At 66.4% G+C, this 26,185-nt stretch carries 23 protein-coding genes; 4 read left to right on the top strand and 19 right to left on the bottom strand.

Annotation, left to right across the window (positions count from 1 at the left end; translation table 11 throughout):
- Window positions 1-113: 113 nt before the first annotated feature.
- From Q8S40_RS14890 to Q8S40_RS14875, 4 genes are all read right to left on the bottom strand, one after another.
- Window positions 114-683, bottom strand: coding sequence for a PIN domain-containing protein (locus tag Q8S40_RS14890; protein WP_305670994.1), 570 nt, complete (start codon window positions 681-683; stop codon window positions 114-116).
- Entirely contained in the window at window positions 680-1,144 is a 465-nt protein-coding gene (locus Q8S40_RS14885; protein ID WP_305670993.1) for a helix-turn-helix domain-containing protein, read from the bottom strand. Before Q8S40_RS14885 ends, Q8S40_RS14890 begins: the two co-directional genes overlap by 4 nt.
- Before the next feature lie 149 nt (window positions 1,145-1,293).
- Window positions 1,294-1,836 (bottom strand): helix-turn-helix domain-containing protein, encoded by a 543-nt coding sequence (locus Q8S40_RS14880; protein WP_305670992.1) that lies wholly within the window; start codon window positions 1,834-1,836, stop codon window positions 1,294-1,296.
- A gap of 337 nt (window positions 1,837-2,173) precedes the next feature.
- Window positions 2,174-5,077, bottom strand: a complete 2,904-nt coding sequence (locus tag Q8S40_RS14875; protein WP_305670991.1) for a Tn3 family transposase — start codon at window positions 5,075-5,077, stop codon at window positions 2,174-2,176.
- 94 nt (window positions 5,078-5,171) lie between these two features.
- Between Q8S40_RS14875 and Q8S40_RS14870 the strand changes: the two genes are divergently transcribed.
- The 3 genes from Q8S40_RS14870 (at window position 5,172) to Q8S40_RS14860 (ending at window position 7,102) form a co-directional block, all read left to right on the top strand.
- The gene (locus Q8S40_RS14870) at window positions 5,172-5,780 is read left to right on the top strand and encodes a recombinase family protein (RefSeq protein WP_305671002.1); all 609 of its coding nucleotides are present in this window, start codon (window positions 5,172-5,174) and stop codon (window positions 5,778-5,780) included.
- Window positions 5,770-6,657, top strand: coding sequence for a DUF1173 family protein (locus Q8S40_RS14865; RefSeq protein WP_305671001.1), 888 nt, complete (start codon window positions 5,770-5,772; stop codon window positions 6,655-6,657). The genes Q8S40_RS14870 and Q8S40_RS14865 overlap by 11 nt, the downstream gene beginning before the upstream one ends.
- Before the next feature lie 319 nt (window positions 6,658-6,976).
- Window positions 6,977-7,102, top strand: coding sequence for a helix-turn-helix domain-containing protein (locus tag Q8S40_RS14860; RefSeq protein WP_371136837.1), 126 nt, complete (start codon window positions 6,977-6,979; stop codon window positions 7,100-7,102).
- A gap of 107 nt (window positions 7,103-7,209) precedes the next feature.
- On the opposite strand, the gene Q8S40_RS14855 is transcribed toward Q8S40_RS14860, so the two are convergent.
- The 15 genes from Q8S40_RS14855 to Q8S40_RS14785 form a co-directional block, all read right to left on the bottom strand.
- Entirely contained in the window at window positions 7,210-8,136 is a 927-nt protein-coding gene (locus Q8S40_RS14855; protein WP_216034593.1) for an electron transfer flavoprotein subunit alpha/FixB family protein, read from the bottom strand.
- Window positions 8,136-8,894: an electron transfer flavoprotein subunit beta/FixA family protein gene (locus Q8S40_RS14850; RefSeq protein WP_120444977.1), complete on the bottom strand. Its 759-nt coding sequence runs from the start codon at window positions 8,892-8,894 to the stop codon at window positions 8,136-8,138. Before Q8S40_RS14850 ends, Q8S40_RS14855 begins: the two co-directional genes overlap by 1 nt.
- A gap of 12 nt (window positions 8,895-8,906) precedes the next feature.
- The gene (locus Q8S40_RS14845) at window positions 8,907-10,094 is read right to left on the bottom strand and encodes an acyl-CoA dehydrogenase (RefSeq protein WP_305670990.1); all 1,188 of its coding nucleotides are present in this window, start codon (window positions 10,092-10,094) and stop codon (window positions 8,907-8,909) included.
- Between the two features lie 96 nt (window positions 10,095-10,190).
- Window positions 10,191-11,846, bottom strand: a complete 1,656-nt coding sequence (locus Q8S40_RS14840; protein WP_305670989.1) for an electron transfer flavoprotein-ubiquinone oxidoreductase — start codon at window positions 11,844-11,846, stop codon at window positions 10,191-10,193.
- Window positions 11,843-13,354 carry a class I adenylate-forming enzyme family protein gene (locus tag Q8S40_RS14835; protein WP_305670988.1) on the bottom strand — a complete coding sequence of 504 codons (1,512 nt, stop codon included), beginning with the start codon at window positions 13,352-13,354 and terminating at the stop codon, window positions 11,843-11,845. Before Q8S40_RS14835 ends, Q8S40_RS14840 begins: the two co-directional genes overlap by 4 nt.
- Window positions 13,351-14,178 (bottom strand): oxepin-CoA hydrolase, alternative type, encoded by an 828-nt coding sequence (locus Q8S40_RS14830; protein WP_305670987.1) that lies wholly within the window; start codon window positions 14,176-14,178, stop codon window positions 13,351-13,353. The genes Q8S40_RS14835 and Q8S40_RS14830 overlap by 4 nt, the downstream gene beginning before the upstream one ends.
- Window positions 14,175-14,609 (bottom strand): PaaI family thioesterase, encoded by a 435-nt coding sequence (locus tag Q8S40_RS14825; protein ID WP_120444985.1) that lies wholly within the window; start codon window positions 14,607-14,609, stop codon window positions 14,175-14,177. Before Q8S40_RS14825 ends, Q8S40_RS14830 begins: the two co-directional genes overlap by 4 nt.
- Window positions 14,606-15,604, bottom strand: coding sequence for an acyl-CoA dehydrogenase family protein (locus tag Q8S40_RS14820; RefSeq protein WP_305670986.1), 999 nt, complete (start codon window positions 15,602-15,604; stop codon window positions 14,606-14,608). The genes Q8S40_RS14825 and Q8S40_RS14820 overlap by 4 nt, the downstream gene beginning before the upstream one ends.
- 13 nt (window positions 15,605-15,617) lie before the next feature.
- Window positions 15,618-16,808: an acyl-CoA dehydrogenase family protein gene (locus tag Q8S40_RS14815; RefSeq protein WP_408872167.1), complete on the bottom strand. Its 1,191-nt coding sequence runs from the start codon at window positions 16,806-16,808 to the stop codon at window positions 15,618-15,620.
- Window positions 16,809-16,826: 18 nt separating this feature from the next.
- The gene (locus Q8S40_RS14810; protein WP_216034586.1) at window positions 16,827-18,002 is read right to left on the bottom strand and encodes an acetyl-CoA C-acyltransferase; all 1,176 of its coding nucleotides are present in this window, start codon (window positions 18,000-18,002) and stop codon (window positions 16,827-16,829) included.
- The gene (locus Q8S40_RS14805; RefSeq protein ID WP_305670984.1) at window positions 17,999-20,113 is read right to left on the bottom strand and encodes an FAD-dependent oxidoreductase; all 2,115 of its coding nucleotides are present in this window, start codon (window positions 20,111-20,113) and stop codon (window positions 17,999-18,001) included. Before Q8S40_RS14805 ends, Q8S40_RS14810 begins: the two co-directional genes overlap by 4 nt.
- A 2-nt stretch (window positions 20,114-20,115) precedes the next feature.
- Entirely contained in the window at window positions 20,116-20,907 is a 792-nt protein-coding gene (locus Q8S40_RS14800) for an IclR family transcriptional regulator (RefSeq protein ID WP_305670983.1), read from the bottom strand.
- Window positions 20,908-20,914: 7 nt separating this feature from the next.
- Window positions 20,915-22,252, bottom strand: a complete 1,338-nt coding sequence (locus tag Q8S40_RS14795) for a TRAP transporter large permease (RefSeq protein WP_305670982.1) — start codon at window positions 22,250-22,252, stop codon at window positions 20,915-20,917.
- A gap of 1 nt (window position 22,253) precedes the next feature.
- The gene (locus Q8S40_RS14790) at window positions 22,254-22,766 is read right to left on the bottom strand and encodes a TRAP transporter small permease (RefSeq protein ID WP_305670981.1); all 513 of its coding nucleotides are present in this window, start codon (window positions 22,764-22,766) and stop codon (window positions 22,254-22,256) included.
- Between the two features lie 139 nt (window positions 22,767-22,905).
- On the bottom strand, window positions 22,906-23,961 hold the full coding sequence (locus Q8S40_RS14785; RefSeq protein ID WP_305670980.1) for a C4-dicarboxylate TRAP transporter substrate-binding protein: 1,056 nt from the start codon (window positions 23,959-23,961) through the stop codon (window positions 22,906-22,908).
- Between the two features lie 235 nt (window positions 23,962-24,196).
- On the opposite strand from Q8S40_RS14785, the gene Q8S40_RS14780 reads away from it, so the two are divergent.
- Window positions 24,197-25,612 carry a hypothetical protein gene (locus tag Q8S40_RS14780; protein ID WP_305670979.1) on the top strand — a complete coding sequence of 472 codons (1,416 nt, stop codon included), beginning with the start codon at window positions 24,197-24,199 and terminating at the stop codon, window positions 25,610-25,612.
- Window positions 25,613-26,185 lie beyond the last annotated feature (573 nt).

Raw genomic sequence — 26,185 nt, 5'->3', positions numbered from 1 at the left:
TGCGACTCTCGCAGTCCACGGGCGTGCAGTCCTGGCAGGCGAAATTTCGCGGTGACGAGGGATCGGGTGCCGCAACTCTGGCCAGAACGTATTCAGTCAGGGCAGTTCTAGGGTCAAAGCAGGTCAGCGAATTGCTCCAGGTCGGCAACAGTAGCGACCAGCCCTTGCTGCGTCAGGATCGCGAGATACTCGTCTACGCTTTTAGGAGGATTCTTGAGGCGCGCGCGAACTTTCCGCAGCGCGGAACAAACCAGACCGGGCGCGAGGGACAGTTGGTTCCGGAAAAAGTCGTCGGGGTGCTGGGTCTCGATGCCGAAGGGCGCAAGTGTCTCTGGTGGGAAATCCTTCAGGTTCTGCGTGACGATCGCGTCACAGCGCCCAACGATTGCCGCCGCCAGAACGTGCCGATCATCAGGGTCCGGCAGTGTCAGGGCCGGCACCAATGCCTCGTAGCCGATGACCAGACAGTCGCGTGTGGCCCTGTCCATCAAATCGCGGGTTCGCTCCAGCGCGGCCCTTTCCCGATGAGGTTCATTGCGCAGAAGCGCATCAATCCATTCCCGATGAATGTCAGCCGTCCACTTGGCCTTGAAAAGGTCCGTGACCGCCAACTGCATCAGTGCATCGCGCATCGGCGCGGGATAAAGCACGTTCGCATCGAACAGGACCGTGTACTGGCTCATTTCGAGCTGTAGCCCATGTCCTGCTCTTGAGCGTCGGCGGCCAGTTGATCGAGCACAGCTTCACGCTCGGTATCGATCGCGGCCTTGTAGGACATCACGTCTTCCATGCGGACGCGGCGATGCTTGCCGACCTTCCGATGCGGTATGGCACCATCCTCGAGCAGCTTGATCAGGAACGGACGCGAGACGTTCAGAACCTCAGCGGCCTGTACGGTCGAGAGTTCGGCGTTCTCGGGGATGATGGTGACCCCCCGCCCCGATGCCATCGCCTCGAGGATCTCCATGAGCAGCGATACGGCGCCCGCGGGAAGCTCGATCGGCTCCATCTGCTCGGAGTCCGTCACACGAAGCTTCAACGGCGCGCGCGCCTGGGCGAAGCGTGACAATGCCTGCCCAGAGACGCGCGCAATCGCTGCGTCCTGCGGCGTGGGCGGAAGATGTCGGTGTGCCAGCATGTTCATGGTGGTCTCCTCTCCGGTTTCTGTTCTCTACCACCATATATGAAATAAGTGCAACAAATGCATTAAGTGTTGGTGGTTTTCTGCGCGCCCTGCCGCGTGCTCGCGGTTATCGCTGCTGCCGAGTGAGCAGGTGACATGCACGCTAACCTTCAGTTTGTCGCCTTCCACATCCTGAACCGCCCCTGCCCTGTGACCTCGCGGATCAGACCCCGCTCTTGCATCCATGCAAGGTTGCGCTGGACAGCGGCGCGGCTGGCACCCGTCAGGGCCTCGGCCATCGGCGCTGAGACGAGCGGCCATTCGGTCAGCACTGCGCGCAAGGCCGGCGGCGTCCTGCCCGAGAGCAATGTCATTTCGGCTTCTGCCCGCGCCGACCATGCCTCGATATCGTCAAGGTGCCGCATCGCGGTCAGGCACGCAGCCTCCATCCCGTCGAGCCAGCGTGCGAGACGTTCGAACGGTGACCCACCGGCGCTTAACCCCCCTGCCCCGCCCATGGCCAGAGGCGCGAAGACTGCTCCTCTTCCCTCGCTGGCCGCAATCCGCGCGGCCGCGACAGCCGCTTCCATCCGGTCGTCGTGCTGCCCGAGCCCCGCGAGGCGCCAGAGGTGAAAGCCCGCGCAAGCGCGAGTGATCGGGTGCAGGTCCGCGGCTTGCCCCATCAGTTCCAGCCAACCGCTCGCGCGATCCACGAACGGCTCAGTCTCATCACTGAGGTTCTCGGGGTCGCGACGGTCGACGAAGGCGGAAAGGTCCTGCTCCGGTCCCGGTCCACCCGTCAGCCGCCGAACCGCCCATCCGACCCGCGCCAGCGCCGCCGTGTCGTCCTGGACGCCGGACAGGCGCAGCGAGATCCAGAGCGCAAGCCGATCCTGGGGTAGGTTCCGGTAGGGGGCAGGATCGTATCACAAGACCCTGACCCTCCCTTCTTTCCTCCATTTTGAACTCTGCGGCCGCCTTCGTGGTGGCGATGATCGCGGTGCGCCCGTTTGGGAGCCGTGACGGCCGCAAGAAATGGGGCTGCATACTTCACAAGCTGGTCCTCTGGCTTCCGCGCCACCTGTATTCGCCGGTGAGCAGGATGTGGGCCCACCCGAGCGGCGAGATATGCGCCAGCAGATCGGGCGCGCAATTCAGGCAGGCCTGCTGCCGCGCGTCCACGGCATGACCGAGGTGCTTGGTGTTCCAATAGATGATGATTGCCGCGAGCAGGTTGAGGCCCGCCATGCGGTAGTGCTGGCCCTCGGTGGTGCGATCCCGGATTTCACCCTGGCGCCCGATGCGCAGGGCGTTTTTCAAGGCGTGGTGTGCCTCGCCCTTGTTCAACCCGACCTGAGCCCTGCGCTGCATGTTGGCGTCGAGTAACCACTCGATGATGAACAGCGTGCGCTCGATGCGGCCGATTTCGCGGAGTGCCACAGCTAGGTCGTGCTGGCGTGGATAGGCGGCGAACTTCTTGAGCAGCTGACTGGGCGGCATGACGCCGGTCGCCATGGTGGCCACGGAACGCAGGACGCCTGGCCAGTTCTGGACGATGACGCCTTCGCGGATCTTGCCGCCGATCAAACCGCGCAACTCGTTCGGCGCGGTGGCGGGATCAAAGAGATGGAGCCGCGTTGACGGCAGATCCCGGATGCGCGGGATGAACCGGTAGGACAGCAGCGCGGTCACGGCAAAGACCTGGTCTGTAAAGCCACCGGTGTCGGCATACTGCTCCGAGATCTTCCGCCCGGCGTCGTTCATCAGCAGCCCGTCCAGGATGTAGGGCGCTTCGCTGACGGTGGCCGGAATGTTCTGGGTGGCAAAGGGGCCGAACTGGTCGGAGACATGGGTATAGGCCTTGAGGCCCGGCTCGGAGCCGTATTTCGCGTTGATGAGGTTCATGGCTTCGCCCTGCCGGGCGGCGGGGAAGAATTGCCCGTCACTGGACGCGGTGACGCCGCCACCCCAAAACTGGGCCATGGGCAGCCGGGCTTGTGCCTCAATCACCATGGCGAGGGCTTGGTTGATTGCATCGCTCTCCACGTGCCAGCGGGACAGGCGGGAGAGCTGGAAGTAGTCGTGTGTGCTGGTCGCCTCTGCCATCTTGCTGAGACCAAGGTTCAGGCCTTCAGCCAGCAGCACGGTCAACATCCCGATCTGATCCTTGCAGGGCGCGCCGGTATGCAGATGGGTGAAGGTCTCCGTGAACCCGATATCCGCATCGACTTCCTGCATCAGCTCCGTGATCCGTATGGCGGGCAGCCTGTCGTAGAGATCGAGCACCAGCTCGTCCGCCTCTTGCGGCACCGCCGCGCTCAGGCGCTCGATCTTCAAGACGCCGTTCTCGATCGACCCGCCCGGAATGGCCCCTGCGCGGGCCGCCTTTGCCAGTCGCGCCAGCCCTTCGGTCATGCGCGCCTTGCGATCGGCAAGCCAGGTCTCCGGGTCGAGCGGCACCGTCAGCCTTGGCGCGCCCTCTACCGCTTCCGCAGGAACCAGGGCCTGCTTCAGATCAGCGTAGCGCCGGGAATGGGGGAGCCAGATGTCACCCGACCGGAACGCCTCCCGCAAATGAAACAGCACCGCAACCTCCCAGAGCCGATGGCCGTCACCGGCGGCAGCGTTCAGATGGCGGTGCCATTTCGAGCCGCGCCGCAGAAAGCCAACTGGGCGGGTTTCAGGTTTCTCGTCGTCTGCGATCAGCGTACTGGCGTGCAGCAAGGGTGCCGCGACATCCGCCGCTTCGATGTCGAGAACGCGCAGCATGCGCGGGGCATAGCGCCGGAACCGATGATAGCCCTGGCCAACATGGGCCAAGGGGTCAGCGGCCATCGTGTCCGTCAACTCGGCGGCGGTGGCGACCAGCCCTTCGAGCTGATCCCACCCGCAAGCCAGCTCTGTTGCCTGATCCAGGGAAGCCCCATCGCTTCTGGCGTCCAGCAGGGCCAATCCGAGAGATTTGAAGGCGCGCAGGGTGTCCTGCACCGCCGCCTTTGCGTCGGCGATTCTGGCGTCGCACAGCCTCTTCGCGCCCTGCCAGGTCTTGCCGACGATCCGGTCATGGGTCTCGACCACCGCGTCGGAAATCGCGGCAGACCACTCGACGGCGCAAACCGCGAGAATGGCCAGGCGGCGGTCGCTGCTGATGTCACGCAGACCATCGGCAAAGTAGCGTTCGCCCTGACGCCGCAGGCGGGTCACCCGATGGGGTGGAATGCCCGCGAGGATATCTGGCGAGATGTTCAGATCCCGCAGAACCTCCAGCCGATCGAGGAGGCGGCCAACATCGGCCGAGTTCTGACCAACCTCGAAATGGCGCAGCCAGACGAACCGGCTGACCGTGCCGTCGACCATCTCCGTGAGCAAGGTGTCCAAGCGGGCCCTTCTATCCTCATCCAGCCGGTTCACGATGGCACTTTCGATCCGGCGTTCCGCCGCCACGAGCGCATCCGCGCAGAGGCGCTGGATCACGGACACGCCCGGCAGGATCGTCTGGGTCCGGCGGCACTCTTCGACAAGACGGCGGGCCAGATCGTGGTTGGACGTTGCCACCTCCGCCTCGCCTGCCAGCCAGGCGTTCAGCTCCCGTGCGCGATGACCGGAGAACATCTTGAAGCCATAGAACTGGCGTAATTCGATCAGATGCCTGCGCCGCGTTACGTCGGTCTCGGCATATCGGCAAAGCTCATCCATCTCTTCGCCAAGCTGTGCTGCGATGAAGCTGCTGACGGCCTCTGGAATGACCTCACCCGACGCCAACATTCGGCCAGGATACCGGAAAGCGCAAAGCTGAAGGGCGAAGCCGAGGCGATTGCGTGCATGGCGACGGGTTCGAATGACTTCGAGGTCATCGTCCGCCAGTGTGTAGTGGTAGAGGATGGTGGCTTCGTCGGTAGGGAGGTCGAACAACGCCGCACGTTGGCGGGCGGTCAAAATGGAACGTCTTGGCATGCGTGACTGTCATTGTTAATCATTAGTCTGTTCAGGACAAAATCCGCACCAGCAAAATCAACAGCTTGCAAGGCCAAAATCCGAGGTGGTTCAACTGGGACAGCGTGCTGCCATTTACGCCCGAGTTTCGACCTCGGACCAATCCTGTGAGCGGCAGGTGGCGGAACTGTCCGCCTTCGCGGAACGCGGCGGTTATGACGTCGTCGGCGTGTTCAAGGAAACGGCCTCCGGGACTTCAGCCAATCGGGCCGCACGCAACCGTATCCTTGATCTCGCTCAGGCCAGACACATCGACGCCATCCTGGTCAGCGAACTCTCTCGGTGGGGGCGTTCCACTCAGGACCTGCTCGATACCCTCAATCGGCTCGCAGGCTGGAAAGTCTCGGTCGTGGCCATGAACGGCATGACGTTCGAACTCGACACGCCACACGGCCGAATGATGGCCACCATGCTCGCCGGGATCGCTCAGTTCGAGCGCGACCTCCTCAGCGAGCGGGTGAAATCCGGCCTGGCCGCTGCACGGGCGCGCGGCAAAAAACTAGGTCGCCAGCACGGCCAACGCCCGAAATCCGACAAGCTCGCTCCAAAGGTCATTCAGGCCGTGGAAGACGGTCGATCATACCGATGGATCGCAAGAGACCTTGGGATCTCGAAAAACACCGTCACAGACATCGTCAAACGCCACCGCCAAAATGCCTTGTGATACGATCCTGCCCCCTACCGGAATCTACCCCAAAAAGGTCCGGCCGCGCTGCCTCTGCACTGCGGCCGAGCCGGAAATGTATGTCGCCCGGTTCGGGGACGATCTCCTGCTCAAGCGGATGCCCGGAACCGGGCATCTGCACGACCCTTCCTGCCCCACTTTCGATCCGCCGCCCGAGCTGTCGGGGCTTGGCCAGGTCAACGGAAAGGCCATCGTCAGCGATCATGAAGGCGCGACGGCCCTGAAACTCGATTTCCCGCTTTCGATGAGATCCGGTCGTGCGGTGACGCTGGCCGACGGCACGGCGGCCGCCGCGACCTCGGCAACGGCCACGCCCAGCAAGCTCAGTCTGCTTGGCATGCTTCACTATCTCTGGGATACGGCCGAACTCACCAAGTGGCGGCCGTCATGGGCGGGCAAGCGCGGCTGGTGGCTGGTCCATCGTGAACTCGCCGCCGTCGCCGAACGCACCAGCTCGAAGGCCGGCCCGCTATCCTCGATCCTGCTGGTGCCGCCGCAGTTTCATCCCGACCGCAAAGAGGCACTGGCGAGAGAACGGGACAGGTTCCTTCACCATCTTCAGCCCGCGAAGGGCAAGCCGGTTCCGCTCGGATTCCTGATCCGCTTTCCGGCCTGTCTTCGCCCAAAAACCGAAGGGACGTACCGTGCAATCCGAAATAGTGCAGCAGCACAGAGGATTATGGGCCAGAAACCGATTGATTGCATCTCGAGCCCGACCTGGGGCGAGCTTGAGGGCGGCAGGCGAGGGTTCCGTACGGCCGGCTGTATCGAAGCGGCTCTGCCCGGCGACACGAGATCGGGCATGATCCACGAGAGCCGGGTGATCGCGGTCAATTTCTTGCTGCCAAGGCCCTGACGAGGGTGATCGCGTTGTGGCAAGCATGAACGGCCGCATCAACGAAGCCAGACTGCGGTTCCGGGGGCACGGTCGGCAGCTCAGGGCCTCTTGCTTCAATCCCCGCCCGCCCGCCGACCGACGATCTGCAGTCCTGCAATATCCCTCTCGTTGTCCATTACCGCCGGGCAGTCGCTGCTGCCCGCTCAGGCCGGCTTGACCGCAGGCGCTGCGGTCTGGCGCCCAAGCGTCCGGTAGACAGTCGGCCTTGAGACCCCGAACAGCTCGCCGCCGCCAAGGTCCGCAGCGTCTACAGGGCCGAAGGCCGAAGATCGATCCGGTGGAGGTGCGAAGGCTGCATGAAGAGGAACGGCTCAGCCCCACCGCCATCGCTCGGCGGTTGGGGATTGCACGCTCTTCGGTCTACCGCTTCCTGCCTAGGGTCGAGCAGGTAGATGATCTGTGAACGGGCTCGAATGGCTAAGCCTGAACAGCAGTTATTTGCTTCACGGCAATGATTATAATCGTTTGTCCGAAGTCGTTCGACTTAGGCAGCCCTCAAGACTCCAGCCCTCAGACTTTTTCGGTGAGTTCCGGCAGGACGGTGAAGATGTCTCCGACCAGTCCGTAGTCGGCGACCTGGAAGATGGGGGCTTCCTCGTCCTTGTTGATGGCGACGATGACCTTGCTGTCCTTCATCCCCGCAAGGTGCTGGATCGCGCCCGAGATGCCGGCTGCGATGTAAAGCTCGGGGGCGACCACCTTGCCGGTCTGGCCCACCTGCCAGTCGTTCGGGGCATAGCCGGAATCGACCGCGGCCCGGCTGGCGCCCACGGCAGCGCCCAGCTTGTCGGCCAGCTTCTCGATCAGCACGAAGTTCTCCTTGGAGCCGATCGCGCGGCCGCCCGACACGACCCGCTTGGCCGAGGTCAGTTCGGGGCGGTCCGAGGCCGCCACGCGGTCCTCGACCCAGGCCGACAGCCCCGGATCGGCGGCGGCCGAGACGGGCTCGACCGGGGCCGGGGCGCCCTCGCCGGCGGCGTCGAAGCTGGCAATGCGGACCGTCAGCACCTTGATCGGGTCCGAGGACTTCACCGTCTGGATCGCGGCCGAGGTGTAGACCCCGCGCTCGAATGTGTCGGCGTCCACCACGCGGCTGACCTCGGGGATCACCATCACGTCCAGAAGGGCTGCCGTGCGCGGCAGGATGTTGCGCGCATCCGTCGTCCCCGGCGCGGCGATGTGGCTGAACTGCGGGGCCAACTGCACCAGCAGCGCCGCCATCGGCTCGGCCAGGCGGTGGCTGTAGGCGGCATCCTCGGCCACCAGCACCTTTGCCACGCCCGCGATCTTCGCGGCCTCGGCGGCGGCCGCCTGCGCGCCCGCGCCCGCGACCAGCACCGTCAGGTCGCCCAGGGGCTTCACCGCCGTCACGGCCTTGGCCGTCGCATCCCGGTTCAGCCCGTTCTCGGCCATCTCGGCCAGCAGCAGCACCGCCATCAGATCACCCCCGCGGCTTTGAGTTTCGACACCAGCTCGTCGACCGAGGCCACCTTGACCCCCGCCTTGCGCCCCTCGGGCTCGGCCGTCTTCACGACGGTCAGACGCGGGCTCACGTCCACGCCGTAGTCACCCGCCGTCTTCTCGACGAGCTCCTTCTTCTTGGCCTTCATGATGTTGGGCAGGCTCGCGTAGCGCGGCTCGTTCAGGCGCAGGTCGGCGGTCACGATCGCGGGCAGCGTGACCTCGATCACCTGCAGCCCGCCGTCGATCTCGCGCGTCACGCTGGCCTTGTCGCCGGCGACCTCGATCGCGCCGGCCTGCGTCGCCTGCGCCCAGCCCAGAAGCGCGGCCAGCATCTGGCCGGTGGCGTTCATGTCGTTGTCGATCGCCTGCTTGCCCATCAAGACCAGCCCCGGCTGCTCCTCGGCCACGATGGCCTTGAGGATCTTGGCCACGGCCAGGGGTTCGATGTCCTGGTGCACGTCGTCGGCCGCCACCACGAGGATGCCGCGGTCGGCCCCCATCGCCAGCGCCGTGCGGATCGTCTCGGCCGCCTGCTTCACGCCCACCGAGACCACCACGATCTCGGTGGCGACACCCTTTTCCTTCAGCCGGATCGCTTCCTCGACCGCGATCTCGTCAAAAGGGTTCATCGACATCTTCACGTTCGACAGGTCCACCCCCGACCCGTCCGCACGCACCCGCGCCTTCACGTTGTAGTCAATCACGCGCTTGACCGGCACAAGAAGCTTCATGGCTGCATCTCCTCAGAAGAACGCCTGCAGGCCGGTCTGGGCACGGCCGAGGATCAGGGCGTGGACGTCGTGGGTGCCTTCGTAGGTATTGACGGTTTCCAAGTTCACCATATGGCGCATCACCGGGTATTCGTCCGAGATGCCGTTGCCGCCGTGCATGTCGCGGGCCACGCGGGCGATCTCCAGCGCCTTGCCGCAGTTGTTGCGCTTGATCAGGGAGATCATCTCGGGCTGCATCTTCCCGGCCTCGAACAGCCGCCCCACGCGCAGGGCGGCGTTCAGCCCCAGCGTGATCTCGGTCATCATGTTGGCGAGCTTCAGCTGGTGGAGCTGCGTCTGCGCGAGCGGTTTGCCGAACTGCTTGCGGTCCAGCCCATACTGGCGTGCGGCGTGCCAGCAGGCCTCGGCCGCGCCCATCGCGCCCCAGGCGATGCCGTAGCGCGCCCGGTTGAGGCAGCCGAAGGGACCGCCCAGGCCCTCGGCGTTCGGCAAAAGCGCGTCCTCGCCCACCTCGACCTCGTCCATGACGATCTCGCCGGTGACGCTCGCCCGCAAGGACAGCTTGCCCTCGATCTTCGGCGCCGAGAGGCCCTTCATGCCTTTTTCCAGCACGAAGCCACGGATCTTGCCGCCATGCGCGTCGGACTTGGCCCAGACGACGAAGACATCCGCGATGGGGCTGTTGGTGATCCACATCTTGGACCCGTTCAGCCGGTAGCCGCCGGGGGTCTTTTTCGCGGTGGTCTTCATGCCGCCGGGGTCCGAGCCCGCATCCGGCTCGGTCAGGCCGAAGCAGCCCACCCATTCGCCCGAACAGAGCTTCGGCAGGTACTTGCGCCGCTGCTCCTCGGACCCATAGGCGTTGATCGGGTGCATGACCAGGGACGCCTGCACCGACATCATGGATCGGTAGCCCGAATCCACCCGTTCGACCTCGCGCGCGACAAGGCCGTAGCTCACATAGCCCGCACCGGTGCCCCCGAACTCCTCGGGGATGGTGACGCCCAGCAGGCCCAGTTCTCCCATCTCGGTGAAGATGGCACGGTCGGTCTGCTCGGTCCGGAAGGCCTCGCGCACGCGGGGAGCGAGGTGGCCTTGGGCATAGCTCCGCGCGGTGTCGCGGATCATGCGCTCTTCCTCGGTCAGTTCGTCTTCCAGCAGGAAGGGGTCTTCCCAGCGGAAGCTGCCGATGCGGTCCATCTTCATGGTGGTTTCTCCTATCTCCATCAGGCGAGTTCAATAAGCATTACGGTGGTCATGCCAGGCCTATCTTGGGGTCGCGAGGCACCGGCCTTCTTACATGTTGGGATAGTTCGGCCCGTCGCCGCCCTGCGGCGTGGTCCAGACGATGTTCTGCGACGGGTCCTTGATGTCGCAGGTCTTGCAGTGGACGCAGTTCTGGAAGTTGATCACGAAGCGCGCACCTTCGGGCACCGACTTGTCCTCGACCACCTCGTAGACGCCGGCCGGGCAATAGCGCTGCGCCGGCTCGGCGTATTCCGGCAGGTTCACCCGGATCGGGACCGTGGGGTCCTTCAGCTTCAGGTGGCAGGGTTGGCTTTCCTCGTGGTTGGTGAAGGAAAAGGCCACGTTGGTCAGCCGGTCGAACGACAGCTTGCCGTCGGGCTTCGGGTAGTCGATCGGGCGATAGTTCTTCGTGGGCCGGGTCGCGGCGGCGTCGGTCTTGCCGTGCTTCCAGGTGCGCAGGATGTTGCGGTTGAAGAGGCTGGCGACCCACATGTCCATGCCGCCCAGCATCAGGCTGCCCACCATGCCGGTGCGCGACCAGGCGGGCTTGACGTTGCGGACGCGCTTGAGGTCATGGGCGATGGGGCCCGTGCGGACATCCTGTTCGTACTCGACCAGCTCGTCGCCCTCGCGTCCCGCCGCGATGGCCGCCGCGGCCGCGTTCGCCGCCGCGATCCCCGACAGCATGGCGTTGTGGTTGCCCTTGATGCGGGGAACGTTGACCATTCCCGCCGAGCAGCCCAGCAGCAGCGCGCCCGGCACCGTCATCTTCGGCAGCGACTGCCAGCCGCCTTCGGAAATCGCGCGGGCGCCATAGGCCACGCGCTTGCCGCCTTCCAGCAGCTCCGCGATGGCCGGGTGGTGCTTGAAGCGCTGGAACTCGGCGTAGGGGTAGAGATACGGGTTCTCGTAGTTCAGGTGGACCACGAAGCCGATGAAGACCTGGTTGTTCTCGGCATGGTAGATGAAGGACCCGCCGCCCGCGTTCTTGCCAAGGGGCCAGCCCATCGTGTGGACGACGGTGCCTTCCTTGTGCTTGGCGGGGTCGATCTCCCAGATCTCCTTCATGCCGATGCCGAACTTCTGCGGCTCGTGCCCGGCGGACAGGTCGTATTTTTCGATCAGCTGCTTGGCGAGCGATCCGCGCACGCCCTCGGCGATCATCACGTACTTGCCGCGCAGCTCCATGCCCGGCTCATAGGACGGGCCGGGGGTGCCGTCGGGGTTCTTGCCCATCTCGCCCGCGACGACGCCGGCCACGCGGTCACCCTCCATCACCAGCTCGGAGGCCGCCATGCCGGGGAAGATTTCCACGCCCAGCTCTTCGGCCTGCTCGGCCAGCCAGCGGCAGACGTTGCCCATGCTGACGATGTAGTTGCCGTGGTTCGACATCAGCCGCGGCATCGGCCAGTTGGGGATGCGCGCCGAGCCCGCCGGGCCCAGCACCACGAAGCTATCCGAGGTGACGGCCGTCTTCACCGGCGCGCCCTTGTCCTTCCAGTCGGGGATCAGCGCGTTCAGGCCCACCGGGTCCAGCACCGCGCCCGACAGGATATGCGCCCCGACCTCGGAGCCCTTTTCCAGCACCACCACGTTCAGGTCCGGGTCGATCTGCTTGCACCGGATCGCCGCCGACAGGCCCGCAGGCCCCGCCCCGACGATCACCACGTCGAATTCCATCGATTCGCGTTCGATCGTGCTCATCCTTTCTCCTGGGTGTCGAGCGCATCGCGGAACGTCTCGACCAGCTTCTGCTTGAGAACCTTGCCGTTTGGCGAGGTCGGCAGCATCGTCGTAACGATGATGCGCGTGGGCCGCTTGTAGGGCGAAAGGCGCTCGGCCACATGCTCGCGCAGGTCCTTTTCGCTTACCCTGCCGGGATCGTCGGTCTGGCAGAAGGCGAGGACCTCCTCGTTTCCACCCTTGGTCTTACGGCCGATCACGGCGGTCTGGATTACAAGGGGATGGTCGTTCAGCGCCGCCTCCACCTCGGGCGGATAAACGTTGAAACCGCCACGGATGATCAGCTCGCGCGCGCGCCCTGCGATATGCAGGTTGCCGTCCTCGTCGATGCGGCCCAGATCGCCGGTGCAGAGGAAGCCGTCCGCGTCGAAGGCAGCGGCCGTGGCCTCGGGGTTGCGGAAATAGCCGGGCATGACATGCGGGCCTCGGGTCTGGATCTCGCCCACGCCATCGGGGCCCACGTCGCGCAGGCGCAACTCGACGCCGGGCAGGGCCGGGCCAACGCTCACATCGGGCACACCCGGCGGGTTGGTGGTCAGGGTGACGCCCGCTGTCGTCTCGGTCAGGCCATAGCCGTTCTGCAGTGCCACGCCATAGAAGGCCTCGGCCCGCCGCTTCCAGTCGGGATCAAGCGGCGCGGCCCCCGACGACACATAGCGCAGCCGTCCCGGCGGCAGGTGGGTGCCGCCCGCCTCCTCCATGATCAGCGCGTGCATCTGCGGGACCGCGGGCAGGACGCTGACGCCCGCCAGCAAGGCCTCGACCACGGCCGGGGCCGAGAAGCGCGGGAACAGCCACAGCTCGGCCCCCGCGACGGTGCTGGCGATCATCATCGAGGTCAGGCCGAAGACATGCGTCATCGGCAGCACGCCCAGAATCAGGTCGTCGGGCGTGATCTCGCGCATCCGGACCGAGGTCTGGCCGCCGAACAGCAGATTGGCGTGGCTGAGCATCACCCCCTTGGGCGTGCCGGTCGAGCCGGTCGTGTAAAGGATCACGGCCGTCTGCTCGGGACCTGCTGCCACAGGCTCGGGCGTCGCGGAAGGGCGCGGCCCGGCGATCGCCAGACTGCCCAACAGCGTGTTCCAGCCAGCCGCATCGGCGATCTCGGCGTGGGTGCGTGCCTGGGGCGAGACATGGGTCAGGTAAACCGTCAGCCGCGGGTCGGCGTGGTCCGCGATGCGGTGCAGCTCGTGCTCGGTCATACGGGCATTGACGGGCACGGCCACCGCATCGAGCCGCGACGCCGCCATGATCAGCCCCACCAGCGCGGCACAGTTTTCCGCCAGGATCAGCAGGCGGTCGCCCGGCCGGAGGTCCCGCGCTTTCAGTTCGGCGGATAGCACATCCACGGCGGCGGATAGTTCACCATAGGTGAAGGTTCTGCCGTCGTGATCGCGCAGCGCAGGCGCATCCGGGCGGGTGCTGCGTTGGGTGTCGAGCGGATCGTGTATGCGGGTCATGGTCATCGGCGGGTTTCCTTCTTCTCGGCGCCAGAACTGCCGCGACCGAAATCCGGCACAGCGCGGCTCAGGCGAGCTTTCACGCCCGCAGCGGCCTCAGGGGCGGCCAAGGCGTCGGCCATAGCTTCGGCCTCGCGGTCGAGCTGAGCGTCGAAATCACCGTCGCGGGCCGAGGCCAGAAGCCGCTTTATCGTGCCCTGGGCTGCGGCGGGACCTTGCGCGAACCGCGCGGCCAAATCGGCGGCGCGGGCCAGCGCTTTTCCGGGCGGCACGAGGTCTGTCACCACGCCCATCCCGGCGAGGGTAGTGGCGGAGACCGGATCGCCTGTCAGGCACATCCGGGCCGCGAAGCCCGCCGGCACCCTGCGCGCCAGCGAAGCGGTCAGTCCGCCGTCCGGCACCAGCCCGACACGGACATAGGCGGCGGCGAAGCTCGCGTCCTCCGCCGCCACGAGCAGGTCACAGGCAAGCGCGATCGACAGCCCTGCCCCGGCCGCGCCGCCTTCGATGGCGGCAATGACGGGGCGCGGGCAGGCGCGGATCGCGCGGATGGTGTCATGCAGGTCCTCGATCAACGCGCGCCGTTCGTCCCGGCTCGTCGCGGCACGGGTCGCCAGCGCGTTCAGGTCGCCGCCCGCACAGAAATATCCGTCCGCCCCGGTCAGTACCACGGCGCCCAGGCGATCCTCGGCCGCCGCCTGCTCCAGCGCCGCGCGCAGGCTGACATACATAGAAGGCGCCAGCGCATTGCGGCGGCCGAAGTTCGACAACGTCACCTTCAGGTGATCGCAGCGGTCCTCGACTCGGGCCTCGGCTTGCGCGGATGTCATGGGTTGTCCTTGGGGCTGCTCTTGGTCCCGGTGGGGACGCGCTTGAAGACCCCGCTCGCCGTCGCGATCAGGGTGCCATCGTCATGGACCAGATCGGCCGCGACGAAGAGCAGGCTGCGCCCTCCCCCCACCACTCGTCCGGTCGCGGTGACGCCGCCCTTCAGAGCGGGTCCCACGTAGTCGATATTGAGCGAGACCGTGAGGAACGGCTGGCGGCCGCTGTCGTCCACGGTCAGGCTCGCCGTTGCGCCGGCAGCGCTGTCGAGCAGCATTCCTGCGATCCCACCGTGCAGCACGCCGTGGCGGTTCGTGTGGCGTTCGTCCAAGACCAGCCGGCAGCGGGCGCGCCGGTCGGGTTGGCCCACGTCCAGCGTGTAGCCGACCATGCGCTGCGCGCCGGTTTCGTCCTCGATGATGGCCCCGCCGCTCATGCGGCGCTGACCGCGATGAAGCGTTCCAGGTGATGGTCGCTGTCACCGAAACGGGCGTCGGCGGCCAGCAGGCGGCGGGCGAGGGGCGCGAGCTCGTATTCCTCGGTCATCCCGATGCCGCCGTGAAGCTGGATCGTTTCCTCGGCCACGTAAAGCGCGACCCGGCCCACGAGCGACTTGGTGGCCGCGACATGGCGGTCACGGTCAGGGGCGTCGAGGTTTCCCGCGAGGTTCCAGACAGCCGAGCGCGCCTGCTCGACCTCGGTCAGCAGGTCGGCCATGCGGTGCTGGACCGCCTGGAAGGACCCGATCGGACGGCCGAACTGCTTGCGGGTCTTGAGGTAGTCGGTCGTCAGCTCGACCGCCTTTTCCATCACCCCCAAGGCGTCGGCGCAGACGGCGAGGATCGCGGCGGCGAGCGGTTGTTCCAGAAGCGATACGTCCCCGATCCGGCGGGCGGCGGTATCCTTCAGCGTGACCTCGGCCGCGCGGCCGCCGTCCATCAGGGCATAGCCGCGCATGGCCAGCCCCTCGGCTCCGGCCTCGACCAGCCACAGCCCGTCTGTAGCCCGCACGATCAGGTGGGTCGCGTCCTCGGCCCCCGGCACGACCGACTTCTCGCCGGTCAGCCGGTCGCCCTCGGCGCGGGTCGCCACGGTGCCGTCATAGCGCTGTCCGGGTTCGTCCAGCGCAACCGCGACGCGGGCCTCGCCGCTGGCGGCGGCCTCGGCCAGATCGGCCTCGCCCGCGGCGGCCAAGATGCCTGCGCCCAGCACCACGCTGTCCAGCAGCGGCATGACCGCACCTGCCCGGCCGAGCGTGCGGAACACCATCAGGATGTCCGCCCCGGTGCCGCCGAAGCCGCCGGCCTCTTCGGTCATCAGGGCCGCGCCCGTTCCCAGGTCGAACAGGGCGGCGCTGTCCGGGCCGCGTTCCAGCGTGCGCGCCAGGCTTTCGCCCAGCATGGTCTGTTCCTCGGTGAAGCCGAAATCCATGATGCGGTTCCCCTCAAAGCCCCAGCAGGGATTTGGCGATGATCCCCCGCTGGATTTCGTTCGAGCCGCCATAGATCGACAGCTTGCGGTTATTCAGATAAGCGCGGGTCGCCCCTGCCGCCTCGGCCGGGCCGGGGGGGGCATCGTCATTCGCGCCCTCCAGCGCCTCGGAGGGGAAGGCCAGCGCCCAAGGGCCGACCGCGCGGCGGGTCAGGTCGTTGATCGCCTGCCGGATCTGGGTCCCCTTCAGCTTCAGCATCGAGCTTTCCGCCCCCGGCACCTGACCCGCAGCCGCCTGCGCCAGCATCCGCAGGTTGGTGGTGGACATCGCCATCAGGTCGATCTCGACCTCGGCCAGGCGGGCGGCGAACAGCGGATTCTCGATCAGCGGCCTGCCGTTCGCGACCTGGGCCCGCGCGATCCGTTTCAGCGCGGCAAGGCCCGCCGTGGCGAAGCCCACACCCGCGATGTTGGTGCGCTCATGCGTCAGCAGATACTTGGCGTAGGTCCAGCCCTTGTTCTCCTTGCCCACGAGGTTCTCGACGGGCACGCGCACGTCGTCGAAGAAGACCTCGTTCACCTCGGGCGTGCCCTCCAGAAGGACGATGGGCCGCACGGTGATGCCGGGGGTGGTCATGTCGATCAGGAGGAAGCTGATCCCCTCCTGCGCCTTGACGGTGGAATCGGTCCGCACGAGGCAGAAGATCCAGTTGGCGTGCTGCCCCAGCGTGGTCCAGGTCTTCTGCCCGTTGACGATGTAATGGTCGCCGTCGCGCACCGCCGTCGTCTTGAGCGAGGCGAGGTCCGACCCCGCGCCGGGTTCCGAGTAACCCTGGCACCACCAGTCCTGCCCGTTCAGGATGCGCGGCAGGTAGTGGTCCTGCTGTTCCTTCGACCCGAACTTCTGCAGCACCGGCCCCAGCATGGCGATGCCGAAGGGCAGGATGCGCGGCGCATGGGCCAGCGCGCTTTCCTCCTCGAAGATGTGGCGCTGGATCGCGGTCCAGCCGGCGCCGCCGAACTCAACCGGCCAGTTGCCGGCAAGCCAGCCCTTCTCATTCAGGACGGCGTGCCATTCCTCGATCTCGTCCTTGGTCAGCTCCTGATGAAGCCGGACCTTTTCGGACAGCCGCGCGGGCAGCCGGTCCTTCAGGAACTGGCGGACCTCGGCCCGAAAGGCCTGGTCTTCGGGTGAAAAGCTCATGTCCATGTCGCGTCTCCGTCAGAAAATCTCGATCAGGCCGGCGGCACCCTGGCCACCGCCGATGCACATGGTGACCACGCCCCATTTCGCGCCGCGCCGCCGCCCTTCCAGCAGGACATGGCCCGCCATACGGGCACCGGTCATGCCGAAGGGATGGCCGATGGCGATGGAGCCGCCGTTGACGTTGTATCTCTCGGGGTCGATGCCCAGCCGGTCGCGGCAGTACAGCGCCTGGCTGGCAAAGGCCTCGTTCAACTCCCACAAGTCGATGTCGTCCACGGTCAGGCCCGCGCGTTCCAGCAGGCGCGGCACGGCAAAGACCGGACCGATGCCCATCTCGTCCGGCTCGCAGCCCGCGACGGCAAAGCCGCGAAAGGCCCCCAGCGGCGTCAGCCCTTCGCGCGCGGCCAGGTCGCCGTCCATCACCAGCAGCGCCGCCGCTCCGTCCGACAGTTGCGAGGCATTGCCGGCGGTGACGAACCTGTCCTCGCCCTTGACCGGCTTCAGCGACGCCAGACCTTCGAGCGTTGTCGATGGGCGATTGCATTCGTCGCCCGACAGCGTGAAGGCTTCGTGACGGGTGGCGCCGCTGGCCTTGTCGGTGACGGCGCGGGTCACGTCGATGGGCACGATCTCGTCGGCGAACAGTCCCGCCTCCTGCGCCGCCGCGATGCGCTGCTGGGACCGCAAGGCGTATTCGTCCTGCGCCTCGCGGCCGACGCCATAACGGGCGGCGACATTGTCGGCCGTGTCGATCATGGGCAGATACAGGTCGGGCTTGTGCGCCTCGATCCAGGTTTCGCGCGAATGCCGGGGGGGCGGCTGGACAAGGCTGATCGATTCGACCCCGCCGGCCAGGATCGCGCGCGCGCCTTCCTGCCGAACCATGTGCGCACCCATCGCCAGCGCCTGCAGGCCGGACGCGCAGAACCGATTGACGGTCGTGCCCGCGATGCTGACGGGCAGGCCCGCGCGGATGACGATCTGTCGGGCGATGTTGCCGCCGGTGACGTATTCGGGATAGCCGCAACCCCAGATGCTGTCCTCGACCAGGGCGGGGTCGATGCCCGCGCGCCGGATGGCCTCGGCGGCGACATGGCCGCCCATCGTGGCCCCATGGGTCAGGTTCAGGCTGCCCCGGCCGGCCTTGCCGATGCCCGTGCGGGCGGTCGAAACAATGACGGCGTCCTTCATTTCATGTCCTTTCCGGTGTTCACGTCGGCCAGTTTCCCGCCTTCGGCAGCAAGGCGCGCCAACAGGGGAGAAATCTGCCAAAAATAGGGGTCTTCTTGGGCGAAGCGGGCGATGTTGGCCGTAATGCGGTCCAGCCCCTGCGTGTCGGCCCAATGCATCGGGCCGCCCTTCCATCGGGGAAAACCATAGCCATGCAGCAGCACCACATCGATGTCCGAGGCCCGCGTGGCGATACCTTCGTCGAGGATCTTTGCCCCCTCATTCACCATTGCCGCCATGTAGCGGGACCGGATCTCGTCTGGCGCGAAGCTGCGCGGCGCAGCGCCCAGTTCGCTGCGGATGCCGTCAAGCAATCCGGCCATTCCGGGATCGGGACGGCCCTGTGGGGTTTCGTTGTCATAGATGTAATAGCCGCGGCCAGTCTTGCGACCGAGCCGCCCGGCCTCGACCAGCCGATCGGCAAAGACCGGCACCCGTTCGCGCGGGTCGCGGGTGGGCGCCTTGCGCTGACGGGTGGCATAGCCGATGTCAAGCCCGGCGAGGTCGCCCACCTGATAGGGACCCATCGGGAAGCCGAAGCCGACAATCGCCTGATCGACGTCGTAAGGCGAGGCGCCGTCCAGCACCATGTGGTCGGCCGCCGTGCGATAGGCCAATAGCATCCGGTTGCCGATGAAGCCGTCGCAGACGCCCGAGCGCACGCCGATTTTGCCCATCCGCTTGGCCAGCGCAAAGGCGGTCGCCACCACGTCCGGGGCAGTGCAGTCCGCCACGACAATCTCCAGCAGCCGCATCACGTTGGCGGGCGAGAAGAAATGCAGCCCAATCACGTCCTGTGGGCGTAAGGTCGCTTGGGCGATCAGGTTCACGTCGAGATAGGACGTGTTCGTCGCCAGCACCGCGCCGGAGCGGCAGATGCTGTCGAGGGTCCGGAACACCTCGCGCTTGACGTCGAGATCCTCGAACACCGCCTCGATCACCAGATCGACCTCGGCCAGCGCGTCATAGGCAGCGGCGGCGCGGAACGCCTGCGAAAGCATCTGGTCGCGCGCCTCGGGGGCAAGCTTGCCGCGCTTGACGGCGCCCTCCAGCATCTTGCCGATGCCTGCGGCCGCTTTGCCCGCCGAAGGTTGGTCACGTTCGACCAGCGTCACGTCCAGCCCTGCCGTCAGCGCGGCGGCCGCAATGCCTTGCCCCATGGTGCCGCCGCCGATGATGCCGACGCGGTCCAGCTTGCGCGGGCTGACGCCGGTCAGGTCGTCCTGCTGCGCGGCCCGGCGCTCGGCGAAGAAGGCGTGGATCAGCGCCGCGCGTTCGGGCGTTTGCATCAGGTCCATGAAGGCGCGGCGCTCATGCGCCATGCCCCCGGCAAAGGGCATCGCGAGCCCCTCGACGATGGTGTCGAGCGCGCGCATCGGGCCCACCTGCCCGCGGGCGGACTTCGCGACCTTCCGGCGCCATTCCTCCACCATCGCCGCGTCAGCCGCCGGAGCGTCGGCTTCACCCAGGCGGCGAGGCCCGGCCCCTTGGTCCAGCAGCCGCCGCGCCTCGGCCTCGCCTGCGGCGCGGGGATTGGTCCCTTCCGCCACGGCGTCGATCAGCCCCAGCCGCAGCGCCTCTTTCGCACCGATCTGGCGGCCCGAGGTGATGAGGTCGATGGCGGCCTCGATCCCCACGGCGCGCGGCAGGCGCTGCGTACCCCCCGCGCCGGGCAAGAGGCCCAAGGTCACCTCAGGCAGGCCCATCCGGGTGCCCGGCACCGCGACCCGGTAATGCGCACCCAAGGCGACCTCCAGCCCACCGCCCAGAACCGTGCCGTGCAGCGCCGCGACCACGGGCTTTTCGGAGCTCTCGACGACGGCGATCACGTCGGGAAGGCTTGGCGGCACCGAAGGCTTGCCGAATTCAGAGATGTCGGCCCCTGCGATGAAGGTGCGTCCGGCGCAGAACAGCACGGCGATCCGCGCCTCGGGGTCATCGGCCAGCTTAGCTACAGCCTCGGCCAGTCCCTGCCGCACTGCCGCGGACAGGGCGTTGACCGGCGGGTTGTCGATACCAATGAAGGCGATTTCGCCTTCGCGATGATAGGTGACGGGGGTCTGTCCAGCCATGCTCAGGCCTCCATGCGGACGGAGCCAGAGGCCTGTCCGGTCAATCGTTCCAGGGTGCGGACCGCGGCGGCAAGCCGGGGGCCGACCTCGGTCTCCATGCGCTCGACCGGGGCCTCGGCGGGCAGCGCGCCGCAGGTGAAAACAACGGGCTCGGCCAGGTTCCCGCTGCGGAAAGGCACGGAAACCGCGTTGTAGGCGGCCGTCATCCCGCTGCCCGCAGGGGTCGAGATGAAGCCCTGCAACGCCATGTCGGCAAGCGCCTGCGGCCTGTCGGCCAGCATTACCTCCAAGCCCGGCAGGCGCTCGGCGGCGATTCGTTCGATCTCGCTGGGCCTCGCCGCAGCGATGAAGGCCCGCCAGGACGAGAACGGCTGCAGCGGAACCCGCTGCCCGACCTCAAGCCAGATCGAGGCCACGCGGGTTGGCCGCCAAGTGCGGATCAGGACCAGCTTGTCGCCATCCCGGACAGCGAGAACCACCAGCGTCCCGGTCTCTTCGGCCAGCCGCCGCATCAGCTCCTGCGCCGGAACCAGGAAGGACAGCGAAGCCGCCGCCACATGGCCCACTGCCACCAGGGTCGGACCTGGCCGGAAGCGGTCGTCGCGGGGCGACTGGACCAGATATCCCAGTTGCCCCAAGGTGAAGGTCAGCCGCGACACCGTCGATTTCGGCAGGCCGGTGCGCTGCGCGATTTCCGCGTTGCTGAGCCCCTCGTCGGTCATGCGGAACGCGCGCAGCACCGACAGGCCCCGTGCCAGGGTCGTCGCAAAGCGGGGATCGTGCAGGTCGGTCATCGGCGCCTCAGAGTCCATTCGGAATCACGAGCGATATGGCCGGCACCAGGATCAGGATGACCAGCACCACCATGTCCATCGCCAGGAAACGCGACACCCCGGCAAAGATGTCGTCCACCCGGATGCTGCGGTCGGTCACGTTGCCGATAACAAAGACGTTCAGCCCCACGGGCGGCGTGATCAGCCCGATCTCCAGCAGCTTGACCACGACGACACCGAACCAGATCAGGTCCATGCCCATGGCGTCGATCAGGGGAATGACGAACGGCAGGGTCAGGACGATGATGCCCACCGGGTCCAGGAACATGCCCAGAAAGATGTAAAGAATGCAGATCGCGGCCATCAGGACCATCGCCGACAGCCCGGCGTCGGCGACCCATTGCGACACCATCCCGGCCGCCCCGGTCAGCGCCACGAAGGACACGAAGATCTTGGCGCAGGCCGCGATCAGGAAGATTGCCGACGTCTGGACCAGGCTTTCGCGGATCGCGGTCCACATCGAGCGCAGCGTCAGCGAGCCTTCGAGAAAACCGATCAGGATGGTCAGAACGACACTGACCGCCGCCGCCTCGGTCGCGGTGAAGATGCCGCCATAGATACCGCCGATGATGACCACGAACAGCATCAACGCCGGCCAGGCCGAAATCGCCGCCTTCAACCGCGCGCCCCTGGGCAGGGGCGTCGGATCGACCGGCGCGGCACCCGGATCGCGCGAGGTCCACCAGATCACCACGACGATATAGCCCAGCAGTGTCAGCAGACCCGGCAGGATACCGGCGAGAAACAGCTTGCTGATCGAGGTTTCGGTGAAGATTCCGTAAAGGATGAACAGCACGGAGGGCGGAATCAGCGACCCAAGCGTGCCGCCGGCAGCGACAGAGGCCGTGGCCAGCCGGGGATTGTAGCCCAGGCGCAGCATTTCGGGGATGCAGATGCGGCCCATGGTCGAGGCGCAGGCGATCGACGATCCCGAGATGGCCGAGAACCCGGCGCAGCCCATCAGAGAGGCGACGCTGACCCCTCCCGGCACGCCGCGCAGCCAGACGTTGGCGGCGTCATAGATGCGGGTGGTGATGCCGGTGTGATAGGCGATGTTGCCCAAGGCCACGAACAGCGGGATCATCGACAGGTCATAGGAGTGGATCAGCTCGAAGAAGCTGTTCACCACCATCGACGAGGTCGGGTTGATGGCGCGTTCCGGCATGAAGCTGCCGGTGCGGAAGGCATAGATCAGGAAGGTGCCCGCGGTGGCGACGCCCGCCAGCACAAAGGCGATCGGCACCCGCAGCGCCAGAAGAACGATGACCAGGCCAAAGCCCACGAGCCCGATGATGGATGCATCCATGTCAGACGGTTTCCTCTGTGGTGTGGCCGGTGTCCGACACGGTTCCCGTGCGGCGCAGTTGCGAGATGTCCTCCAGCGCCACCACGACCAAGCGGATCGTCATCATCAGAAGGCCCAGCAGGAAGACCAGTTTCATTGGCCAGCGCGGAATGCCCAGAAGTCCGTCGTAGAACTCGCCCGAGGCCCATGATCCCGAAAGGTTGCGCCAGCTTGCATAAAGCAGCGGCAGCATCGCCAGCAGCGCCACGAACCAGCCGAAGATGATCAGCCTGCCTCGTATGCGGGGCGACATGCGGTCGGTCACGAAGGTCACGGCGATATGGGCGCGGTTGGCCGTCGCCGCCGCCAGCGGAAAGACAATGGTGGGAATCATCAGTTCGCGGACGATGATGACAATGTCCGGCACGGCCAGGCCGAAGAACTGCCGTCCCAGCACGTTGGCGGTGATCGCCAGCGCGAGGGCCAGAGTCGAGACGACCGCGAATTCAAGCATGACGCGCTCAATGGCCTTCATGGCCGCACCTCCGGGTTTGATCGCGCTGCGGTCCGGACCGATATGGGCGCGAACCGAGGGAGGATGTGCCGGGCAGGCCTATCCGGATGGATGCGGCTTGCCCGTCGGTCTGCGACAGGTTCAGAGGATCGGACCTGCCTCAGTTGGCCTTGGCCGCCCAGGGATAACCCTGCTCATCACGCTGCTTGGCGAATTCCGCAATGAGCGCGGTGTATTCATCAACCAGCGCTTGGCCGTCCAGGCCCGCGCCATCAGCGCGCTGGATCCACTCGTCGATGTATTTCTTTCCAGCCTCGGCCAGCCGCGCGCGGTCCTCGTCAGAGATCTTCAGGACAGGGGTGCCCTTCTCCTCGAGAATCTTGACCGAACGCTCGTTGGCATCGGTCAGGATGCGCCCGAACTCGTCCGCCAGTCCCTCGCCCGCGGTCATCAGGCCCTGCTGCTGCTCAGGCGTCAGCGCGTCAAAGCTATCCTTGTTCATCATGATGCCCAAGGCGCCGATCTGGCCAAAGTCCAGCTCGGTATAGCTGTCGAAGACCTCGTCGAATTTCAGCGCCTCGACGAGATAGGGGTAGGTCTGGGTGCAGTCGATCAGCCCGGTGTCGAGACCCTGGAACGCCTCGTAGACCGACATGTCGACGGGCGTGGCGCCAAGATCGTGGAACACCTTCCCATAGGCACCGACGCCGCGGATCTTCAGTCCTTTGACATCATCGAGGGACTCAATGGTCTTGCCCTTGCACCCGACCTGCACGGCCGAGGTGGTGTAGGTGCCGATATAGACCAGGTTCTGGTTGGCCAGGTTCTCCCTGATCTGCGCGTTCTCGCGCATCAGCTTGTCAGTGGCCTTCATTCCCACCCAAGGATCGGGGTTTGGAATCGGCAGGTCGGCCAGGCCATAGGCGATCATGTCCTGCGGAAAATAAACCCCAATGACCGAGCCCATGTCGGCGACACCATCCCGGATCGACTGAACGGCGACCTTCTCGGAAAACAGCGCGCCGCCCCAGTTCACGTCGATGGTGACTTCGCCCTTGGTCTGTTTGGCGACCTGATCAACGAACCACTGGGTCGCCTCGGCGCGCACGCCGCGGTTGGGTCCGGCTTCGCCGTAGATCAGCGTGGCGGCCATCGCCGCGGACGACGCCGAGCAGAGCAGCCCGACGGTCAGGAAACTTGTCCTCAGAAAACGCATGGTGATTCTCCTCCTGTTTCAACAGATGGCACACTGTCCCAGATAATGCAACACTCTTGCGCCGCCTCAAGCGAATTTGCGAGAGTGGCGGTGAGGATTCGCAGAGAGGAAAAAGATGCGTGTTCACCCGGGCGAGGGAGGGCTTCGTCTTCATTTCCGGCCACGATGTCTGTCTCTGCTCCGGCCGGCTGCGAACGCCTGCTGTCTGATGCCCGTCTGAATGCAGGCTTTTCCCATGCCCGAGCGCTCTGTCCGCATGCTGGTCGCACAGGGCTGCATCATCGTCGTCGTCCTGGCGTCCTTTGCCGGCATCTTCATCCACTCTGCCGCCATCGGCCTGACCGCCGGCGCGGCGCTGGCGGTCTTTCTTGTCCTGTGCTGGCGGCAGTTCACCATCGCCACGTGGTTGACCGTCAGCCTTTGCGTCCTGCTGCTGGCCGCGGCGATGCTGCGCGGCATCGACATCGAGACGCTGTCCCGGGGGCTTGAGCGGATGGCCTTCCTGGCGGCGCTGCTGGCGCTTCTGGGTGCGTTGCGGGTGGTCGCCTCAGAGGCGCCCGAGGTCGTCCGCGCCGGGCGCTATCTCACAACGCGCCCACCCGGCCGGCGCTATCTGGCGATGAACTTCGGCGGCCATGTCTTCGGCGTCCTCATCAATCTCGGCGGCATCGCGCTGCTGCTGGACATGACGCGGCGGTCGCTGGAGGAGACGAGCGCCCATCTGCCCCCGGACCTGCGGGAATGGAGGCTGCGCCGCATCACGACGGCCGTGCTGCGGGGCTTTGCGCTGGCCCCGCTCTGGTCGCCCATCGGGCTTGGGCTGAACGCCCTGCTGCTGGCAATGCCCGGGCTGGAATACGCCGACATCGGGCCTGCGGGGTTGCTGGCGGCGGCGTTGTTCCTGGCTTGGGGCTGGTTTCTGGACTGGGCGGGGGCGCCGCGCATCCCGCTGACGTCGCGGGCAGCCCCTCGACCGGATGCCACCGACCGGGGCGGGGTTGCGCTGCTGGTGATGCATGTGGCGCTGCTGGCTGGGCTGGTCTTCGGGCTGCACGCGGCCACCGGGCTGCAGTTCCAGCAGGCGCTGCTGATCGCCGTGCCGGGCTACAGCCTGGCCTGGGCGGCGCGGATCGGGCGCGGCGGTCCGGGCCGCGCGGGTGCCGCGATGCGCCGCGCCACCGCCGGGACGATCCGGCGCTTTCCCCTGGCCGCCGCCGAGATCGGCGTCTTCGCCTCGGCGGGGCTTCTGTCGGTGCTGGCGCTGGAACTGCTGCCGATCGACCGGGTGCAGGCGCTGGTCGCCGCGCTGATCGGGGCGCCCTGGCAGATGGTCGTCCTGCTCAACCTGTCCATGTTCGCGCTGGCCACGGCAGGGGTGAACCCGATCATCACGGCCTCCGTCCTAGGCGGCCTCGTGACGCAACTGGACGTGCCGGGACTGAGCGATGCGGCCGCGGCGCTGTGCCTCGCGGGAACCTGGAGTTGCGTCATGGGCTTCACGCCGCTGATGACGACGGTGGTCTATGCCGGCACGTTGGTCGGACGGCCTGCGGCGGTCGTGGGCTTCCGCTGGAATGGGTTCTACTGCCTGTCGGGGCTGGCCCTGTGGACGATCGGGATGGCGCTGCTCGTGCAATCGGGCCTGATGTGAGGCTCGCCCCCCCCTTTTCTTCTGCCACTTGGACAACGGCGCGATGGATGCTGGCGACCGAAGGCCGCGGATCGAGAAGGGCCAGACCCTCGATCAGTTCGACCATCTCCTTCGGGAAGATGCGCGTCCCGGCTTCCGGCCGGATCGGACGTGCAGGGCCTGCCGGCCCATCCGCCCGGTCGCGGGCCGGCCAGCGGCGCGCGGGCCGCATCGGGAGGCCCGCCCCGGCTGCCACCCTTGATGGTGGAGGTGCGGGCGCCGCAGGGCCATGCGGCGGGCGGCGTCCGCCCTGTCCGGCCCCATCCTCCGGTCCCTCCGTCATGATGGTCTTCCCGTCCGCAAGGGGATCGTTGAGAGAACGGCTGGCTTGCCCCTGAATAGGCTCATTGAAGGCCAGCATTTGCTGGCGGGGTGTCGCGTAGCCCTTAAAAGGGCTCTGCCTCAATCTGTGTGGCGGAGGGGCAGCATTCTTGCCCTCAACAGTTCTGGCCCGGCTCGGCCGTACATGGCGCGTTTGAGGGTCTTCAGACGATTAATCTGACCTTCTGCTTGGCCGTTGCTCCAGGGCATCTC

This window comes from Falsiroseomonas sp., from assembly GCF_030695085.1.
GTDB lineage: Bacteria > Pseudomonadota > Alphaproteobacteria > Acetobacterales > Acetobacteraceae > Falsiroseomonas.
Note: the sequence above shows the minus strand (reverse complement) of the source record. Positions and strands in the feature narration are given on the sequence as shown.

Excerpts from the sequence above, each read along its gene's own strand:
- Q8S40_RS14850 (WP_120444977.1), bottom strand. The coding sequence starts at position 8,894 with ATGAAGCTTCTTGTGCCGGTCAAGCGCGTGATTGACTACAACGTGAAG.
- Q8S40_RS14805 (WP_305670984.1), bottom strand. The coding sequence starts at position 20,113 with ATGGCTGGACAGACCCCCGTCACCTATCATCGCGAAGGCGAAATCGCC.
- Q8S40_RS14875 (WP_305670991.1), bottom strand. The coding sequence starts at position 5,077 with ATGCCAAGACGTTCCATTTTGACCGCCCGCCAACGTGCGGCGTTGTTC.
- Q8S40_RS14815 (WP_408872167.1), bottom strand. The coding sequence starts at position 16,808 with ATGAGCTTTTCACCCGAAGACCAGGCCTTTCGGGCCGAGGTCCGCCAG.
- Q8S40_RS14780 (WP_305670979.1), top strand. The coding sequence starts at position 24,197 with ATGCCCGAGCGCTCTGTCCGCATGCTGGTCGCACAGGGCTGCATCATC.
- Q8S40_RS14845 (WP_305670990.1), bottom strand. The coding sequence starts at position 10,094 with ATGGACCGCATCGGCAGCTTCCGCTGGGAAGACCCCTTCCTGCTGGAA.
- Q8S40_RS14855 (WP_216034593.1), bottom strand. The coding sequence starts at position 8,136 with ATGGCGGTGCTGCTGCTGGCCGAGATGGCCGAGAACGGGCTGAACCGG.
- Q8S40_RS14840 (WP_305670989.1), bottom strand. The coding sequence starts at position 11,846 with ATGAGCACGATCGAACGCGAATCGATGGAATTCGACGTGGTGATCGTC.
- Q8S40_RS14810 (WP_216034586.1), bottom strand. The coding sequence starts at position 18,002 with ATGAAGGACGCCGTCATTGTTTCGACCGCCCGCACGGGCATCGGCAAG.
- Q8S40_RS14865 (WP_305671001.1), top strand. The coding sequence starts at position 5,770 with ATGCCTTGTGATACGATCCTGCCCCCTACCGGAATCTACCCCAAAAAG.
- Q8S40_RS14890 (WP_305670994.1), bottom strand. The coding sequence starts at position 683 with ATGAGCCAGTACACGGTCCTGTTCGATGCGAACGTGCTTTATCCCGCG.
- Q8S40_RS14790 (WP_305670981.1), bottom strand. The coding sequence starts at position 22,766 with ATGAAGGCCATTGAGCGCGTCATGCTTGAATTCGCGGTCGTCTCGACT.
- Q8S40_RS14800 (WP_305670983.1), bottom strand. The coding sequence starts at position 20,907 with ATGACCGACCTGCACGATCCCCGCTTTGCGACGACCCTGGCACGGGGC.
- Q8S40_RS14820 (WP_305670986.1), bottom strand. The coding sequence starts at position 15,604 with ATGGATTTCGGCTTCACCGAGGAACAGACCATGCTGGGCGAAAGCCTG.
- Q8S40_RS14785 (WP_305670980.1), bottom strand. The coding sequence starts at position 23,961 with ATGCGTTTTCTGAGGACAAGTTTCCTGACCGTCGGGCTGCTCTGCTCG.
- Q8S40_RS14825 (WP_120444985.1), bottom strand. The coding sequence starts at position 14,609 with ATGAGCGGCGGGGCCATCATCGAGGACGAAACCGGCGCGCAGCGCATG.
- Q8S40_RS14795 (WP_305670982.1), bottom strand. The coding sequence starts at position 22,252 with ATGGATGCATCCATCATCGGGCTCGTGGGCTTTGGCCTGGTCATCGTT.
- Q8S40_RS14830 (WP_305670987.1), bottom strand. The coding sequence starts at position 14,178 with ATGACATCCGCGCAAGCCGAGGCCCGAGTCGAGGACCGCTGCGATCAC.
- Q8S40_RS14835 (WP_305670988.1), bottom strand. The coding sequence starts at position 13,354 with ATGACCATGACCCGCATACACGATCCGCTCGACACCCAACGCAGCACC.
- Q8S40_RS14885 (WP_305670993.1), bottom strand. The coding sequence starts at position 1,144 with ATGAACATGCTGGCACACCGACATCTTCCGCCCACGCCGCAGGACGCA.